The 14043-nt window shown below is 58.1% G+C and carries 15 protein-coding genes; 9 read left to right on the top strand and 6 right to left on the bottom strand.

The window, feature by feature from the left end:
• Positions 1-2: 2 nt before the first annotated feature.
• The 5 genes from IE156_RS05415 to IE156_RS05395 form a co-directional block, all read right to left on the bottom strand.
• Entirely contained in the window at positions 3-671 is a 669-nt protein-coding gene (locus IE156_RS05415) for an amino acid ABC transporter permease (RefSeq protein WP_189391526.1), read from the bottom strand.
• A gap of 12 nt (positions 672-683) precedes the next feature.
• Positions 684-1355: an amino acid ABC transporter permease gene (locus tag IE156_RS05410; protein ID WP_189391525.1), complete on the bottom strand. Its 672-nt coding sequence runs from the start codon at positions 1353-1355 to the stop codon at positions 684-686.
• 8 nt (positions 1356-1363) lie between these two features.
• Positions 1364-2095, bottom strand: a complete 732-nt coding sequence (locus IE156_RS05405; RefSeq protein ID WP_308430468.1) for an amino acid ABC transporter ATP-binding protein — start codon at positions 2093-2095, stop codon at positions 1364-1366.
• A gap of 88 nt (positions 2096-2183) precedes the next feature.
• Entirely contained in the window at positions 2184-3143 is a 960-nt protein-coding gene (locus IE156_RS05400) for a substrate-binding periplasmic protein (protein WP_189391524.1), read from the bottom strand.
• Between the two features lie 249 nt (positions 3144-3392).
• A complete protein-coding gene (locus IE156_RS05395; RefSeq protein WP_189391523.1) occupies positions 3393-4301 on the bottom strand; it encodes a LysR family transcriptional regulator in 909 nt (302 codons plus the stop codon).
• A gap of 150 nt (positions 4302-4451) precedes the next feature.
• Between IE156_RS05395 and IE156_RS05390 the strand changes: the two genes are divergently transcribed.
• From IE156_RS05390 to IE156_RS05350, 9 genes are all read left to right on the top strand, one after another.
• A complete protein-coding gene (locus tag IE156_RS05390; RefSeq protein ID WP_189391522.1) occupies positions 4452-5465 on the top strand; it encodes an ABC transporter substrate-binding protein in 1014 nt (337 codons plus the stop codon).
• A 66-nt stretch (positions 5466-5531) separates the two neighbouring features.
• Complete coding sequence (locus tag IE156_RS05385) at positions 5532-6293, top strand: ABC transporter ATP-binding protein (protein WP_189391521.1); 762 nt, start codon at positions 5532-5534, stop codon at positions 6291-6293.
• Entirely contained in the window at positions 6293-7111 is an 819-nt protein-coding gene (locus IE156_RS05380) for an ABC transporter permease (protein ID WP_189391520.1), read from the top strand. Before IE156_RS05385 ends, IE156_RS05380 begins: the two co-directional genes overlap by 1 nt.
• Before the next feature lie 2 nt (positions 7112-7113).
• A complete protein-coding gene (locus IE156_RS05375) occupies positions 7114-8622 on the top strand; it encodes an amidohydrolase family protein (protein WP_189391519.1) in 1509 nt (502 codons plus the stop codon).
• 122 nt (positions 8623-8744) lie between these two features.
• Positions 8745-10112, top strand: coding sequence for a hydantoin-5-propionate amidohydrolase (gene ertD, locus IE156_RS05370; protein WP_189391518.1), 1368 nt, complete (start codon positions 8745-8747; stop codon positions 10110-10112).
• A complete protein-coding gene (ertE, locus tag IE156_RS05365) occupies positions 10109-11371 on the top strand; it encodes an N-carbamyl-l-glutamate amidohydrolase ErtE (RefSeq protein ID WP_189391517.1) in 1263 nt (420 codons plus the stop codon). Before ertD ends, ertE begins: the two co-directional genes overlap by 4 nt.
• 1 nt (position 11372) lies before the next feature.
• Positions 11373-12011: a flavin reductase family protein gene (locus IE156_RS05360; RefSeq protein WP_189391516.1), complete on the top strand. Its 639-nt coding sequence runs from the start codon at positions 11373-11375 to the stop codon at positions 12009-12011.
• 7 nt (positions 12012-12018) lie between these two features.
• Positions 12019-12684, top strand: a complete 666-nt coding sequence (locus IE156_RS05355) for an aspartate/glutamate racemase family protein (protein ID WP_189391515.1) — start codon at positions 12019-12021, stop codon at positions 12682-12684.
• Between the two features lie 6 nt (positions 12685-12690).
• Entirely contained in the window at positions 12691-13461 is a 771-nt protein-coding gene (locus IE156_RS05350; protein WP_189391514.1) for a fumarylacetoacetate hydrolase family protein, read from the top strand.
• Between the two features lie 135 nt (positions 13462-13596).
• Here the strand turns inward: IE156_RS05350 and IE156_RS05345 are convergent, their stop codons facing one another.
• Complete coding sequence (locus tag IE156_RS05345; protein WP_189391513.1) at positions 13597-14031, bottom strand: acetyltransferase; 435 nt, start codon at positions 14029-14031, stop codon at positions 13597-13599.
• Positions 14032-14043: the final 12 nt, after the last annotated feature.

The following is a 14043-nucleotide window of genomic DNA, read 5'->3' as shown; positions in this document are numbered from 1 at the left end:
GCTCAACGAGGAATAACAAATGGCTTTTGCATACGCGAAATAACGCGCACCAAGGGCCAGAGAAGAATGAAGTAAATCAGCGCCGCCGCCACCAGCGGGGTCTGACTGTAGGTCTGCCCCTGCACAATCTGGGCTGAACGCAGCAGCTCGGGCAAGGCGACCGCCGAGGCAATCGAGGTCTGCTTGATGGCCTCCAACGTGTTGCTGGCCAGATCAGGGATCACATTGCGCACACCTTGGGGCACCACCACATAGGCCATAGCCTGACGGGCGTTCAAACCCGTGGAGCGTGCCGCTTCGTTCTGGCCGGGCGAGACCGACTCCAGTCCGGCACGAAAAATCTCCGCAAAGTAGCCGCTGCTGTTCAAGACCAGCGCCAGCACGGTGGCAGAAAACTCATTCAGGGGTACACCCAGGAAGGGCAGACCGTAATAAATGAAGATCAGCAGCACCAAAGGCGGGAAGGCCCGAAAGAAGTCCACATACAAGAGGATCAGCCGGTTCAACCAGCGATGCTGCTGGTAGTGCAGGCAGGCAATCACCAAGCCCAGCAAGGCAGCCAGAGGCACAATGATCACAGCCAGCTTCACCGTCAGCCACAAGCCTTGCATCAGCAAGGGCCAACTGGCCGCAATGATTTCCGGGTTTAGAAAAGTATCGATCAGTTCCATAGCGCATCTCTCCTACGACTTGATCGCGTAGCGCCGTTCGAGCACCCGTGTCAGGTAAACGAAGGGGAAGAAAATCAGGCAGAACAAAATGGCCCCCGCGGTAAAGGCGGTGGGGTTGGCAATATTGGACTGGATATTGCTGGACACATTCAGCAGCTCCGGCACGGCAATCACCGAGCCCAGCGTAGTGCCTTTGGTAATCCCGATCGCGCGGTTGGTCAGCGGTGGAATCGCCAGCCGCACGGCCTGGGGCAGGATGATGGCAAACAGCGTCTGACTAAATCCCATACCGGTCGAGCGCCCGGCTTCCCACTGCCCCGTCGGTACTGAAGCGATACCGGACCAGAAAATCTCTTCGGCAAAGGCAGACAGCACCAGACTCAATGCCAGAACGGTCGCGGGGACGGGATCAATCACAATGCCTACCGAGGGCAAGGCGAAAAAGACCAGCACAATAATGACCAGCTGCGGAATGGCACGGAATACGTCCACATACAGCGTCATCAGAAGATTGACGGGTCGCCAGCCATAGCAGCGCAACACAGCCAGCGCCAGACCCAACAGGGTACCCAGCACCACGGTCATGACGGCCATTTGCAGCGTCACCCAAAAGCCCTGCATGATCTCGGGAAAATGGGGACTGATCAGCGTCCAGTTAAAGAAGTAATAAAGAATCTTCTCCATGGCGGGCCTCAGTGCATGCGGCTCAGAAAATCCTGAATACGCTTGTGACGCGGCTTGCTCAGAATTTCCTCGGGACTGCCCTGATCCAGAATCACGCCCTGGTCCATGAACACGATACGGTCACCCACTTCGCGGGCAAACTGCATTTCGTGCGTGACAATCACCATGGTCATGCCCGCATCGCGGGTACGTTTCATCACGTTCAAGACCTCGCCGACCAGCTCCGGATCCAGGCCCGAGGTAGGCTCGTCAAACAGCATGACTTTGGGTTCCAACGCCAGGGCGCGGGCAATACCCACCCGCTGCTGCTGGCCGCCGGACAACTGGCTGGGGTAGTGCTCCATGCGTTCGGCCAGACCCACTTGGTCCAGGTGCTGGCGGGCCTGTTCTTCGGCCTGTGCCTTGGACACTTTTTTGACCTTGCGCAGCGCCAGCATCACATTACCCAGCGCGGTCATGTGCGGGTACAAGTGGATGCCTTGAAACACCATGCCTATGTTTTGCCGCACCTGATTCAGGTCGGTGCGCGGACAGGTCACATCATTGCCTGCCACCACAATCGTGCCGCTGGTGGGTGTCTCCAAACGGTTGATGCAGCGCAGGCAGGTACTTTTCCCAGAGCCCGAGCCGCCAATCATCACCACGACTTCGCCGGTGTTGACGCTCAGGTCTATGCCTTTAAGAATTTCGGCCTGCCCAAACGATTTGCGCAAGCCCTGGATGCGGACAATTTCACTCATGGTCGCTCCTTAACCGCCTGCCAGTCGGGCAGGCGGGGACCGGCCCCCTACAGGGCCATATAGCTAGAGAAACGGCGCGATAGCGCGTTTACGGACGGGAGCAGTCGGGAGTGTGCTCGGTGGGCTCGTAGCCAGGGAAGTCAGGTACGCCATAGCCAGGGAAAATCACGGTCATGGCCGTACCGGCATTGGGTTCTGTACCGAACCACTTCACATGCAGCTTGGACAAGGCGCCGTCTTGCTTCATGCATTCCAGCACTTCATCAACGCGATTACGCAAAGCGGTGTCGTCCTTGCGAAAGGCAAAGGCGTAGTTGGCCTCGGTCGTCATGTCGTAGACCGGCGCCAAAGCAGGGGTTTGGGTAGCGATATAGCGTGCCAGCGGAGTCTCGGACATATTGGCAAAGGCACGGCCAATGGCCACAGCCTGCACAGCATCCGTGTTTTTGTTGAAACGCTGGATCTTGTAGCCGTATTTTTCCTGATTATCCTGTAGCCAGCGATCCGAGAAGCTGCCGTTATTGACGGCAATGGTCTTGCCCTTCAGGTCTTCCAGCGAATTGACAGTGGCGCCCTTTTTAGCCAGAAAGCTCAGGCCACCGGCCATATAGGGCTCGGCAAACAGCATTTGCTGGGCACGCTCCTGCGTGGTGTTGGTGGGCGCGGCCACCATGTCGTAGCGGCTGGAAAACAGGCCGGCAAAAATAGCGGAAAACGGGGTATCGATCACTTCCGCGCCGTCATAACCCATGCGCTGGGCGACTTCCTGGCTTAGCTCGTTGGAAAAACCGTCCATCTTGCCGTCAGTACCACGCATGAAAAAGGGCACCAGGCCCACATCCGCGGCTACTTTGAACATCTTTCCCTGATTGGGGTTAGCTGCGTGGGCGGACAGGCTCAAGGTCAAGCCCGTTACCACTGCTGCCAACAGCAGGCCTGCTTTATGTCCCAGACGGGCATGTCCCAAACGGGCATGTCCCAAACGAGACGGGGTGTGTTTGCGAGAAATAGCCGCGGCCAACGCGGCGATTGTGTTTACGCCTTTCATAAGGTCTCCTTGCCATCATTTTCTGTTTGTAGTTCTTTAATTCTAGGGGTGGCAAAACCTTGATGTCATATGCTTTTTTATTAACTCTTCATAACACAGGGTTAATCGAATGCCCATATCCCTTATGCGCGGCTGAATCCACGAACACCGCTTGTTTCCTGCCGGCCTCTCCTAAGGGTAAGTCCCCCCTTGGAGAGGCTGCCTAGCGAAGGCGCAGCGTGGAGGATAGTGTATTGATTGGTGAATAACTCAGGCCCAACCGGCGCGCATCCCTCGGGACGCGGTTGAGATCACCACTTCCATAAAGTCGTGGGCCAATTGCGAGACGGGCACCACATTGGAGTGCAGCATGTGCAAGGGCATGGTGGTGCGTGGATTGATGGGGCGTACCACAACATCAGGCCAGACCCGGCCTGCGACGGCCAGTTCATCTACGATAGCAATGCCTGCTCCAGCCTGCACCATGGCACAGGCAATGTGCGTCAAACGCACTTCTACAGCCAGTTGCGGCACACCCGGACGGTTACCAAATAACTGCTGCACCATCTGCCCGTAGGGTGTGTCATTGCCATAGCCAATCAGGTCCAAGCCTTCCAGATCCGTTGCGTCCAGCTCCTGCTTGTCGGCCAGGGGATGACTGGCGGGCAATACAGCCACCAGATGGTTTTCGTAGATGGACTGGGCGTGCAGGCTGGGGTGCGTTAAGGGCACAATCGCCACGCCCACCTCGGCCTGCTGCGTGACTAAAGCCTGAACCAGATCGCTGGAAATCAAGGTGCGCACATACACCTTTACATCCGGGAATGCCTTACGAAAACGGGTGACCGCCATGGGGATCAAGGTCTGCCCCAAGCTGGGGCTGACGGCAATGTGCAAGCTGCCGTGACGCTTTTCGATCAGGTCGGTCGCCACCTCGTTAACCCGCTGCACGCTGTTATGGACTTGCTCCACCTCCTGATAGAGCCGCCGCGCCTCGGGCGTGGGGTACAGCCGGCCCTTGATGCGCTCAAACAGCACCAGGCCTATGCGTGATTCGGTATAGGACAAGAGGCGGCTGATGGCCGGTTGTGACACATTCAGCAGTTGCGCGGCCTTGCTGATCGAACCGGTCAGCATAATGGCGCGAAAGACCTCGATTTGACGAAGATTGAGCAGCATCCCTTAACGTAGCCTTATGTTTCGAGCACAAATAAGCATAAGACATTTTGACTTGCCTATGTTTCAATTTTTTCAAGCTGCCACCCCGGCGCAACTTGCTTGCAACGGGCCCAAAGAGCAGCTTCATAACTACGACACGGAGACAAAATCATGCAAACCCTGCTTGCACGCACCCTGGCGGTGTTGGGCTTGGGACTGGCCGCCGCTGCGCCCACCGCCCACGCTGCCGACAAAGTTCAACTGATGCTGGATTTCATTCCCACCGGCGACTATGCCCCTTACTACTCGGGCATCGCCAACGGGATTTACGAGAAAAACGGCATAGAACTGAAAATCACCCGTGGCACAGGCTCGGGCGATACGGTTCTGAAAGTAGCCGGTGGCGCGGCTGATATTGGCCTAGCCGATATTTCCGCCATCCTGACCTCGCGCCAGAACACCCAAACCCCCATCAAAGCGATTGCTTCCACCTTCTCGCACTCGGCCCATTCCCTGTTTGTGCTGAAAGACTCGGGCATTACCGACTTCTCCGGTCTGGAAGGCAAGAAAATTGCCGTCTCGCCGGGTAATAGCCACAAGCTTTACTTCCCCATGGTGGCCCGTAAAGCCAACACCGATCCCGACAAAATCCAGTGGGTAACAGTGGATGGTTCTTCCATGGCGCCGCTGCTGATTAATGGCAAAGTGGATGCCGCCCCTTTCCTGGCCACCAACTACTACTACCAGAACAAACAGGCCAAACGCTTTGGCAAAGAAATCGTGGTGCTGCCCTTTAGCGACCAGGGTTTCAACATTTACGCCCTGTCCGTATTTGCCACCGAAAAGACGCTGACAGAGCGCTCCGAGATGGTGCAGAACTTCCTGAATGCCACCATCGAAGCCTGGGATGCCGCCCGCAAGGACCCGGACACGGCCTGCCAGGCACACGTCAAAGCCAATCCCGAAATCGATCTGGATGACTGCATGGGCAATCTGAACGCCGTGCTGGACTACATCTACACCGACTTCAGCGCCGAGCACGGAGTGGGCAGCCTGGAAGAAGGCCGCATGAAAACCACCTACGAGGCCGTTGCACAAGCCCAAAGCCTGGACCCAGCCTGGGACTATCACCAAGCCTACGACACCCAGTTCATCGTTAAAGCCAACGGCACCGCTAAACCCTGAGCTGAGTTGATTTTCGCGCGCGCGCAGGCTGGCCCAGGCGGGTCGGCGCGTGCCTAGGAGCGCATTGTGATACGCATTCAAGACGTCAACCTGATCTACGGTCGTAATACCGAACGAGAGACTCAGGCGCTGAAACAAATCAATCTGGATATCCAAGACAACGAAATCATCGCCATCGTCGGCGCCTCGGGCTGTGGGAAATCCACCCTGCTGCGCCTGATTGCTGGCTTGCTGATGCCCACCACCGGCAGCGTCAGCATTGATGATGAAATCGTCGCCCACCCCCGTCAGGACACGGGCATTGTGTTCCAAGCCCCTACCCTGGTGCCGTGGGCCAATATTCTGGACAACACCCTGCTGCCATCCAGCATTATGGGCCGCCTGGACGATCAGGCCCGCAGCCGCGCCACACGCCTGCTGACCACCGCCGGTCTGGGCAGTTTTCTGCATCACCATCCCAAGCAATTGTCGGGCGGTATGCAGCAACGCGTAGCCATTTGCCGCGCCCTGGTTCACAACCCCAAAGTGGTGCTGATGGACGAGCCCTTCGGTGCACTGGACGCGCTGACCCGCGAAACCATGACACTGGAACTGCTGCGCCTGTGGTACGAAGACCCCAAAACCATCGTCTTTGTGACGCACTCCATTTCGGAGGCCGTCATGTTGGGCCACCGCATTGTGGTGATGTCGCCGCGCCCCGGCCAGATTACCGAGATTCTGGATGTGAACCTGCCCCGAGAACGCGACTTTTCCCTGGTGGGCACACCTGAATTCACACGCTGTGCCGCCGCCGTCCGTGAACTTATTTTCCAACACGAGGTGGCTTGATGAGCGAGCACACTCAAACCCTGGCCGTTGCGCCCGTGCGCAAGCGACGCCTGCGTCTGCGCGATTTCAATGAGATTACCGTCCCGGCTCTCACCCTGATTGCCGTGGTCATTCTCTGGGAACTGGCCAGCCGCCTGTTTGATATACCCGAATACCTGGTGCCCGCCCCTTCGCGCATCTGGGCCGATTCCATGCAAATGAAAGAGGCCATGTTGATGCATACGCTGGTGTCCACGCGCACCATCATGCTGGGCTTTTTGCTGTCCATTGTGATCAGCTTCCCGCTGGCCGTGCTGATTACCTATTCGCGCTTTTTCGAACAGGCCATTTACCCGCTGCTGATTCTGACCCAGTCCATCCCCAAGGTGGCCCTGGCTCCGATTCTGGTCATTATTTTTGGCCCCACCGAACTGCCGCGTGTTGTCGTCACCTTTCTGGTCGCCTTTTTCCCGCTGGTGATCTCCATGACGGCTGGCCTTCTGGCCGCCCCACCTGAGTTGATTGAACTGGTCCGTGCCTGCCGTGCCACCCGCTTGCAAGAGTTCTTCCGTATTCGCCTGCCCTTTGCCGTGCCCTTTATTTTCTCCGGCCTGAAAGTGGCCATCACCTTGTCGGTGGTGGGCGCTGTGGTGGGTGAGTTTGTGGCGGCCGACCAAGGTCTGGGCTACTTGATCACAACGTCTACGGCTTTCTTCAAAACGCCGGTTGCCTTTGGTGCCATGGCTATCTTGTCGGTGCTGGGTATTGTGTTCTTCCAGGTGATTTCAGCCGCTGAACGCATCCTGTTCCCTTGGGCAATTAAAGACAATCGGAGCTGATCATGACATCACCTTATACCGTCATCCGTGGGGGCCTGGTACTGGCCCACGCTCATGCCAAGGCCGAGCCTTTAGACATTCTGATCAAGGATGGCGAGATCGTAGCCATGGGCCCACCCGGCCTGCCCGCGCCCGTTGAAGCCACGGTGGTGCAAGCGGATGACCAATTGCTGCATCCCGGTTTAATCAATGCGCACACCCATGGCCACGGCACTTATGCCAAGGCCATGGGGGATCGCTGGTCGCTAGAGCTTTTGCTGACGGCTGGCCCCTGGATTAATGGCGACCGCCATCTGGAAGACAAGTACCTGAGCACCCAGCTAAACGCGGCAGAAATGCTGCTGAAAGGCTGTACCGCCAGCTACGACCTGTACTCCGAAGTTCCCATCCCTACTGCAGAGGGCATGAACGCCGTGGCGCAAGCCTATGTGGATGCGGGTATGCGAGCCACGGTGGCGCCCATGATGGCAGACCTCTCCTTTTACCAATCCGTTCCTGGCCTGATCGAAGCCTTACCAGAAGAATTGCAGAAGTTTGTGGCCCAACTGGCACCGCAGTCTTTCAGAGCCACCCTTTCCGGCCTGACTGACTTTCTGGATAAGCAGCGCAACCCCGACCGCATTCGTTTAGCCTTGGCCCCGACCATCCCCATGTTGTGCTCGGACGAGTTCCTGCAAACCTGCGGAGAAATCAGTGCAGAACGCAATATCGGCCTGCACAGCCACGTAGGCGAATCCTATGTGCAAGCCCTGACCGGCATGAAACGTTATGGCAGCACCATTGTTCAGCATCTGGATAAGCTGGGCCTGATCTCACCCCGCTTCACACTGGCGCACGCCATCTGGCTGGACGAGCGCGATCTGGATATTTTGGCTGAGCGCGGTGCCATGGTGGCCCACAACCCCGGCAGCAATATGCGTTTGGGTAATGGCATTGCCGATGTGAACTCCATGCTGGAACGCGGTATTACCGTGGGCCTGGGCACGGACGGCTCCAACAGTGGCGATAACCAGAATATGTACGAAGCCATGCGTCTGGCCTCCTTCTCGTCCAAGGTGCGTGGCCCCGATACCGAGCGTTGGGTAACAACAGAACAGGCCTTGTACGCCGCCACTGAAGGCAGCGCCCACTGTCTGGGCATGGGCGAGCAACTAGGCCGTCTGGAACCGGGCCGCAAGGCCGATATCGTGTTCCTGGATCTGGCCCATATCAACTGGATTCCCCATAACAACACGGTCAATCAGCTGGTGCATCTGGAAGACGGCCTGGCGCTGCGCCATGTGATGGTCGACGGCCAGTTTGCCGTGCGCGACCGACAGTTAACCCAAGTGAATATGCCGCGCCTGCGCCAGCAGGTAGAGCAGGCCCAGGAACGCATTGCGCGCAATACCCATGACAAGCGTCACATCACGGAAAAGCTGGCCAAAGCCGTAGGTTCTTTCTGTCTTTGCCTGGGCCATGACCGCTACCACGTGCAACGCTGGGCACACCCCAGCCAAGACTTAACATGACGTTATGTTTTACAGATAAATAGGCATACGACATTTATGGTTGGATTTGCTTCAATCATAGAAACAAACACGATTGCGGGCACGCGAGATGCGCGGGTCCGAGCCATCCAAGGAGGAAGATAATGAGTGACTTCGATCTGGTAGTACGAGGAAATATTGTTGAACGCGACCGCATCATCACTGACGGCTGGCTGGCCGTGCGTGAAGGCCGTGTGGCGGCCCGTGGTGTGGGTGCAGCTCCTTCGGCCCGCGAACAAGTCGATGCGCGTGGCATGTGGGTCATGCCCGGTGTGCTGGACGGTCAGGTCCACTCCGGCAGTCAGGCAAACCAGGAAGGTCTGGGTTGGGCTTCGCGTGCAGCGGCGGCCGGTGGTGTCACCACCATGGTTGAAATGCCGTACGACGATCCCGAGCCGGTTGCCTCCCGTCCCCAGCTGGAAGACAAGATTTCCCGCATTGAAAGCGAGTGCCACGTGGACGTGGCCTGCTACGGTACATTGAACGACCAGCACGGTCTGGAAGCCGCCGCTGGCCTGATTGAAGGCGGCGTGTGCGGTTTCAAATTCTCCACTTTTGAAGCCAGCCCTAATCGCTTCCCACGCGTGGAAGAAGACATCCTGATGGAAGCCTTCCGCCTGATCGCCCCCTCTGGTCTGGCCTGCGGTGTGCACAACCAGGATCAGGAGCTGACCCGCAAGAACATCAAGCGCATGGTTGAAGCCGGTGATACAGGCTGGGATGCTTTCTTGCGCGCCCACACGCCTTTGATCGAAAACCTGGCCACCAGCGCTATTTACGAAATTGGTGCCCAGACCGGCGCCCGTGCCCACGCGGTGCACGTGTCCTTGTCGCGCGGTTTTGAAATTTGCAATATGTACCGTCAAGCCGGCCACAAAGCCTCGATTGAAACCTGCGTGCAGTACCTGATGCTGAACCACGAAGAGCACACCCGTCGCTTTGGTGCCAAGACCAAGCATTACCCACCGATCCGCCCCAAGGCGGAAATGGATCTGCTCTGGACTCATATTGCCAACGACGAATGTACCTTTGTGTCCTCCGACCACGTTAGTTGGGGCCTGGAGCGCAAGCAGTTTGATAACGTGTTCCAGAACTCCTCCGGTGGCCCGGGTCTGGAAACCCTGCTGCCCGCCTTCTGGACTGGCTGCGCCGAGCACGGTATTTCCCCCACCATGGTCGTCAAGCAATTGTGCTGGGGCCCTGCCCAACACTTCCTGCTGGAACACCGCAAGGGCACACTGAATGTGGGCGCAGATGCTGACATCGTTATCGTCAAACCTGAAACGTACCGCTTCGATCCCTCCAACAGCCTGTCGGCCGTGACTTGGAGCTCGTTTGAAGACCGTGAATTCCAGGTACGCGTGGAAGCCACTTATGTACGCGGCCAACTGGCCTGGGACGGTAAAACCGTGCGTAACGCAGCGGGCGACGGCCAGTTCATCCGCCCGCACAAGGCAGGCGAACTGTCATGAGCCTGGCCATGCCCTTGTTAAATCAGGAGCGCCTGTGGCGCAGCACCCAGGAGCTGGCCGCGTTCACGCTGCCCGACCAGCCCTGGACGCGCCGTGCCTTCTCCGATCTGTTTCTGCAATCGCGTCAGTGGTTGCTGAAACAGTTCGAGGAAGCGGGCCTGAGCGTACGCTTGGATGCCGCTGGCAACCTGATCGGACGTCGTGAAGGGCGCAAGCCCGGTCTGGCGCCGATTACGACCGGCTCGCATTGCGACACCGTGATGTACGGTGGCCGCTACGACGGCATTATTGGCGTGCTGGCCGGGCTGGAAGTGGCCCGTTGCCTGAACGAGCAGAATATTCAGCTGGACCATCCTTTCGAGGTGGTGGATTTTCTGTCCGAGGAACCCAGCGACTATGGCGTGTCCTGCGTAGGCAGCCGCGCCATGGGTGGTGTGCTGTCTGAAACCATGCTGGCTGAACGCAATCCGCAGGGTGAAACACTGGCACAAGGCATTGCCCGCATCGGTGGCCGCCCAGAGGAACTGCGCCAAGCCCGCCGAGCCCCTGGCGATACCGCTGCTTTTGTCGAGCTGCATATTGAGCAAGGGCCGGTACTGGAATCACGCAATCTGCCTATTGGCGTGGTCAGCAATATTGTGGGCATTTGCCGCCACCGCATCATCGTCACAGGTCGCCCTGACCATGCCGGTACCACACCCATGGACATACGTCGTGATGCCCTGGTCGGTGCCAGCCTGATCATCAGCGAGGTGGACCGCAAGGCACGCCGTGCTTTGGGTGGGCCGGACTATCTGGTGGCCACTATCGGCAACCTGAGCCTGACACCCAATGCGTCCAACGCCGTTCCCGGACGCGTGGAGATGATGGTGGAAGTGCGCAGCGACCGTCAGGAGCTGATGCAGTCCTTTACCGAGGAACTGCTGGCCCAATTGCGCCCCGAAATCGAAACGATGGGCCTGGGTCTGGAAGCCGCCCAAGTCAGCCTGGCCAAGCCCACGGACTGCACGCCTGATGTGATGAGCATCATCGAGCAAGCTGCCAGTGCTTTGGGATACCAGAGCATGGTGATGCCTAGCGGAGCCGGCCACGATGCGGTGTACATGGCGCCCAGCGGCCCTATGGGCATGATCTTTATTCCCTGCTTGAATGGTCGCAGCCATTGTCCCGAAGAATCCATTACCTCCGAGCAATTGCTGGACGGTACGCGGGTTTTGTATCAAACCGTTGTCATGCTGGACCAGAGCCTGGAGAACTGACATGGACTGGTCCTGTGATCAGCTTAGCGAACGCGAACGCTACCGCTTGTTGGTCAACACCGTGTTGCCGCGCCCCATTGCCCTGGTCACAACGAGCGACCAGCAGGGGCGCGTGAACACGGCCCCCTTCAGCTTTTTTAATGTGATGGGTTCTGAACCCGCTGTCATTGCTCTGGGACTGGAAAACGATACGCAATCGGCTGATGGCCTGAAGGACACCACGCGCAACATCCTGGTCACAGGGCAGTTCGTGGTGAACCTGATCAGCGCCAAGATGGCACGGGCCATGAATATCTGCGGCATTGCCTACCCGACCGGGCAGGCCGAGCATCTGCAGGCGGGTCTGGATCTGGCCCCCAGCGTGCAAATACAACCGCCGCGCATTGCCCAGTGTCCGGTGCAGTTTGAATGTCGTCTGCACACCGCGCTGGATATGGGCCCGCTGCGCCACATTGTGATCGGAGAAATCCTGCATCTGCACTGTGACGACGCCATCCTGACACCTGAAGGGCGCATTGACATAGACGCTTACGACCCTATCGGGCGCATGCATGGATCTGACTGGTATGTCGGCCTGCAAGGCCGTTTTCAGTCAGAAAAACTGAGCCACCCAACCGGGCCACAGCCCACCCAACCATAAAAACATCATGAATCGTCGTCCTCATATCTACGTTCTGAACCCCAATTCCAGCCAGATCGTAACGGATGGCCTGGACCGTGCTGTCCAGCCCCTGCGCCTGAGCGATGGCCCGGCCATCTCCTGCCTGCGTCTGCCCGAAGGGCCCGCCGGTGTGCAAAGCCAGACCGATATCGACACCTTGATTCCCCATCTGCGCGCCCAGGCTATGAGCGTGCAAGACGACGCCTCTGCCTATGTGGTGGCCTGCTTTAGCGACCCTGGCCTGTACACCTTGCGCGAAGCGGTGGACGTACCTGTGCTGGGCATTGCCGAAACCGGCGTGCTGACAGCCCTGTCGCTAGGCCAACGTTTTGGAGTGCTATCCATTTTGCAGGCGTCCATTCCGCGCCACCTGCGCTATTTTGGTGCGATGGGCGTCACCGACCGTTTGGCCGCCGATCTGGCCATCAATATGGGTGTGTCGGAGCTGGCTGACGAGAAAAAAGCCCTGCAAGGCCTGACAGAAGTAGGCCTGCGCCTGCGCGATGAACACGGTGCCGATGTGGTGGTGCTGGGTTGTGCCGGTATGGCTAATCAGCGTGATGCGCTGGAACAGGCCTTAGGCATTGCCGTTGTCGAGCCCACGCAAGCAACCGTCGCCGTTGCGTTGGGCCGTTGCTTATTAGGCTGGTAAGTCTGGATGAACGCCCTTTTGCAAGCCAGCTGCTTGGCAACCGCGCAACGGCTGCTACAGGCACGCCAAGAAAATCGTCCCATCGAGGATTGGCCTGAGGCATTGCGCCCCACGTCTTTCGAACAGGCCTATGGGGCCCAGACCCTGCAAATGCAGGCCCTGGGCCCCATAGGAGGCTGGAAAGTTGGCGCAGCCAATACTGTGGCATCACCAACCTGCGCTCCCCTGCCCCAGCGCTTTCGCTATGCCAGCCCGAAGACTCCAGCAGGCGAAGGTTTGTCTTTACGCGGCATAGAGGTTGAAATCGGCCTTATCCTGGGTCAGGACTTGCTCCCAAGCCAAACGCCGTACTCCCTGGAACACATCTGGGGTGCCATCAGCCAGGTCTGCGTAGCAGTAGAAATTGTGGAGTCCCGTTTTGCACGGCGCGACACCGTAGGACGGCTCTCCACACTGGCTGATCTGGCTAGCCACGGTGCGCTGATCCATCCGGCACAAGGCACGGCGGCCCAAGACATGCGACTGCTCGAACCCGAATGGGCTCGAGTACAAGTGGGACAGCAAGCACTGCTGCAAGGCCCCACTCAAAACCCGGCTGGCGAGCTGACACGTCTACTGCTCTGGCTGGCCAATCAAGGTAGCCATCACGGTGGCGGCTTACAACAGGGCCAGGTGATCATTACCGGCATGTGCCTGCCTATGCTGTATGCCGCCCCCGGCGACCGAATTCAGGCCGCCATTCAAGGTATCGGCGAACTGGACTTTATCTGTGCCTAAACGCTTTGCCGGTACTGCGATACAGGCTGGCAAAGCGATATAAAGACCGAATGCCTGCCTTAGAAAAACTCGTCCAGCAGGAAAAGTCATGCTCAAGAACCTTGTCAAAAAACCAATCAAAAAAGGGGGAGTAGATCAGGCTTGATACTGCAAATGAATCAGCGGATAAGGCTTGCCTTGATCGTCGACTGGCGAGCGGCCAATACGCTGGAAGCCCATTTTTTCGTAAAAGCCTACCGCTTGCGCATTCTGCTCGTTCACATCGGTGCTCATGGTGGGGTGCAAGCTCAAACCGTGCCGCACCAAAGCCTTGCCTACGCCCGTGCCCCGGCTGTCCGGGTCCACAAACAGGGCCTGCATATGGCCTTCGTCAATCAACATGAAGGCCAGCGGGTAATCATGCTCGTCCACCGCCAGCCAGAGGCTGGCCTGGGGTAGGAAACCACACACCAGCTCATCAATTTCCTGACGGTCCTGGGCAGATAAAAAATCGTGTGTGGCATCCACGGCCTTGCGCCAGATTTCAACCACACGTTGCCCGTCTTCCGGACACGAATTGCGAATTCTCATGGTGTTCATCCT

Source organism: Alcaligenes pakistanensis, from assembly GCF_014652815.1.
Classification (GTDB): Bacteria; Pseudomonadota; Gammaproteobacteria; order Burkholderiales; family Burkholderiaceae_B; genus Alcaligenes; species Alcaligenes pakistanensis.
The sequence above is the reverse complement of the archived record's forward strand: the minus strand, read 5'-3'. Positions and strand labels throughout refer to the sequence as shown.

What these genes read in the sequence shown, in the direction of transcription:
- IE156_RS05415 (WP_189391526.1), bottom strand. Translation starts at nt 671, where the DNA reads ATGGAACTGATCGATACTTTTCTAAACCCGGAAATCATTGCGGCCAGT.
- IE156_RS05410 (WP_189391525.1), bottom strand. Translation starts at nt 1,355, where the DNA reads ATGGAGAAGATTCTTTATTACTTCTTTAACTGGACGCTGATCAGTCCC.
- IE156_RS05405 (WP_308430468.1), bottom strand. Translation starts at nt 2,095, where the DNA reads ATGAGTGAAATTGTCCGCATCCAGGGCTTGCGCAAATCGTTTGGGCAG.
- IE156_RS05400 (WP_189391524.1), bottom strand. Translation starts at nt 3,143, where the DNA reads ATGAAAGGCGTAAACACAATCGCCGCGTTGGCCGCGGCTATTTCTCGC.
- IE156_RS05395 (WP_189391523.1), bottom strand. Translation starts at nt 4,301, where the DNA reads ATGCTGCTCAATCTTCGTCAAATCGAGGTCTTTCGCGCCATTATGCTG.
- IE156_RS05390 (WP_189391522.1), top strand. Translation starts at nt 4,452, where the DNA reads ATGCAAACCCTGCTTGCACGCACCCTGGCGGTGTTGGGCTTGGGACTG.
- IE156_RS05380 (WP_189391520.1), top strand. Translation starts at nt 6,293, where the DNA reads ATGAGCGAGCACACTCAAACCCTGGCCGTTGCGCCCGTGCGCAAGCGA.
- IE156_RS05375 (WP_189391519.1), top strand. Translation starts at nt 7,114, where the DNA reads ATGACATCACCTTATACCGTCATCCGTGGGGGCCTGGTACTGGCCCAC.
- ertD (WP_189391518.1), top strand. Translation starts at nt 8,745, where the DNA reads ATGAGTGACTTCGATCTGGTAGTACGAGGAAATATTGTTGAACGCGAC.
- ertE (WP_189391517.1), top strand. Translation starts at nt 10,109, where the DNA reads ATGAGCCTGGCCATGCCCTTGTTAAATCAGGAGCGCCTGTGGCGCAGC.
- IE156_RS05360 (WP_189391516.1), top strand. Translation starts at nt 11,373, where the DNA reads ATGGACTGGTCCTGTGATCAGCTTAGCGAACGCGAACGCTACCGCTTG.
- IE156_RS05355 (WP_189391515.1), top strand. Translation starts at nt 12,019, where the DNA reads ATGAATCGTCGTCCTCATATCTACGTTCTGAACCCCAATTCCAGCCAG.
- IE156_RS05350 (WP_189391514.1), top strand. Translation starts at nt 12,691, where the DNA reads ATGAACGCCCTTTTGCAAGCCAGCTGCTTGGCAACCGCGCAACGGCTG.
- IE156_RS05345 (WP_189391513.1), bottom strand. Translation starts at nt 14,031, where the DNA reads ATGAGAATTCGCAATTCGTGTCCGGAAGACGGGCAACGTGTGGTTGAA.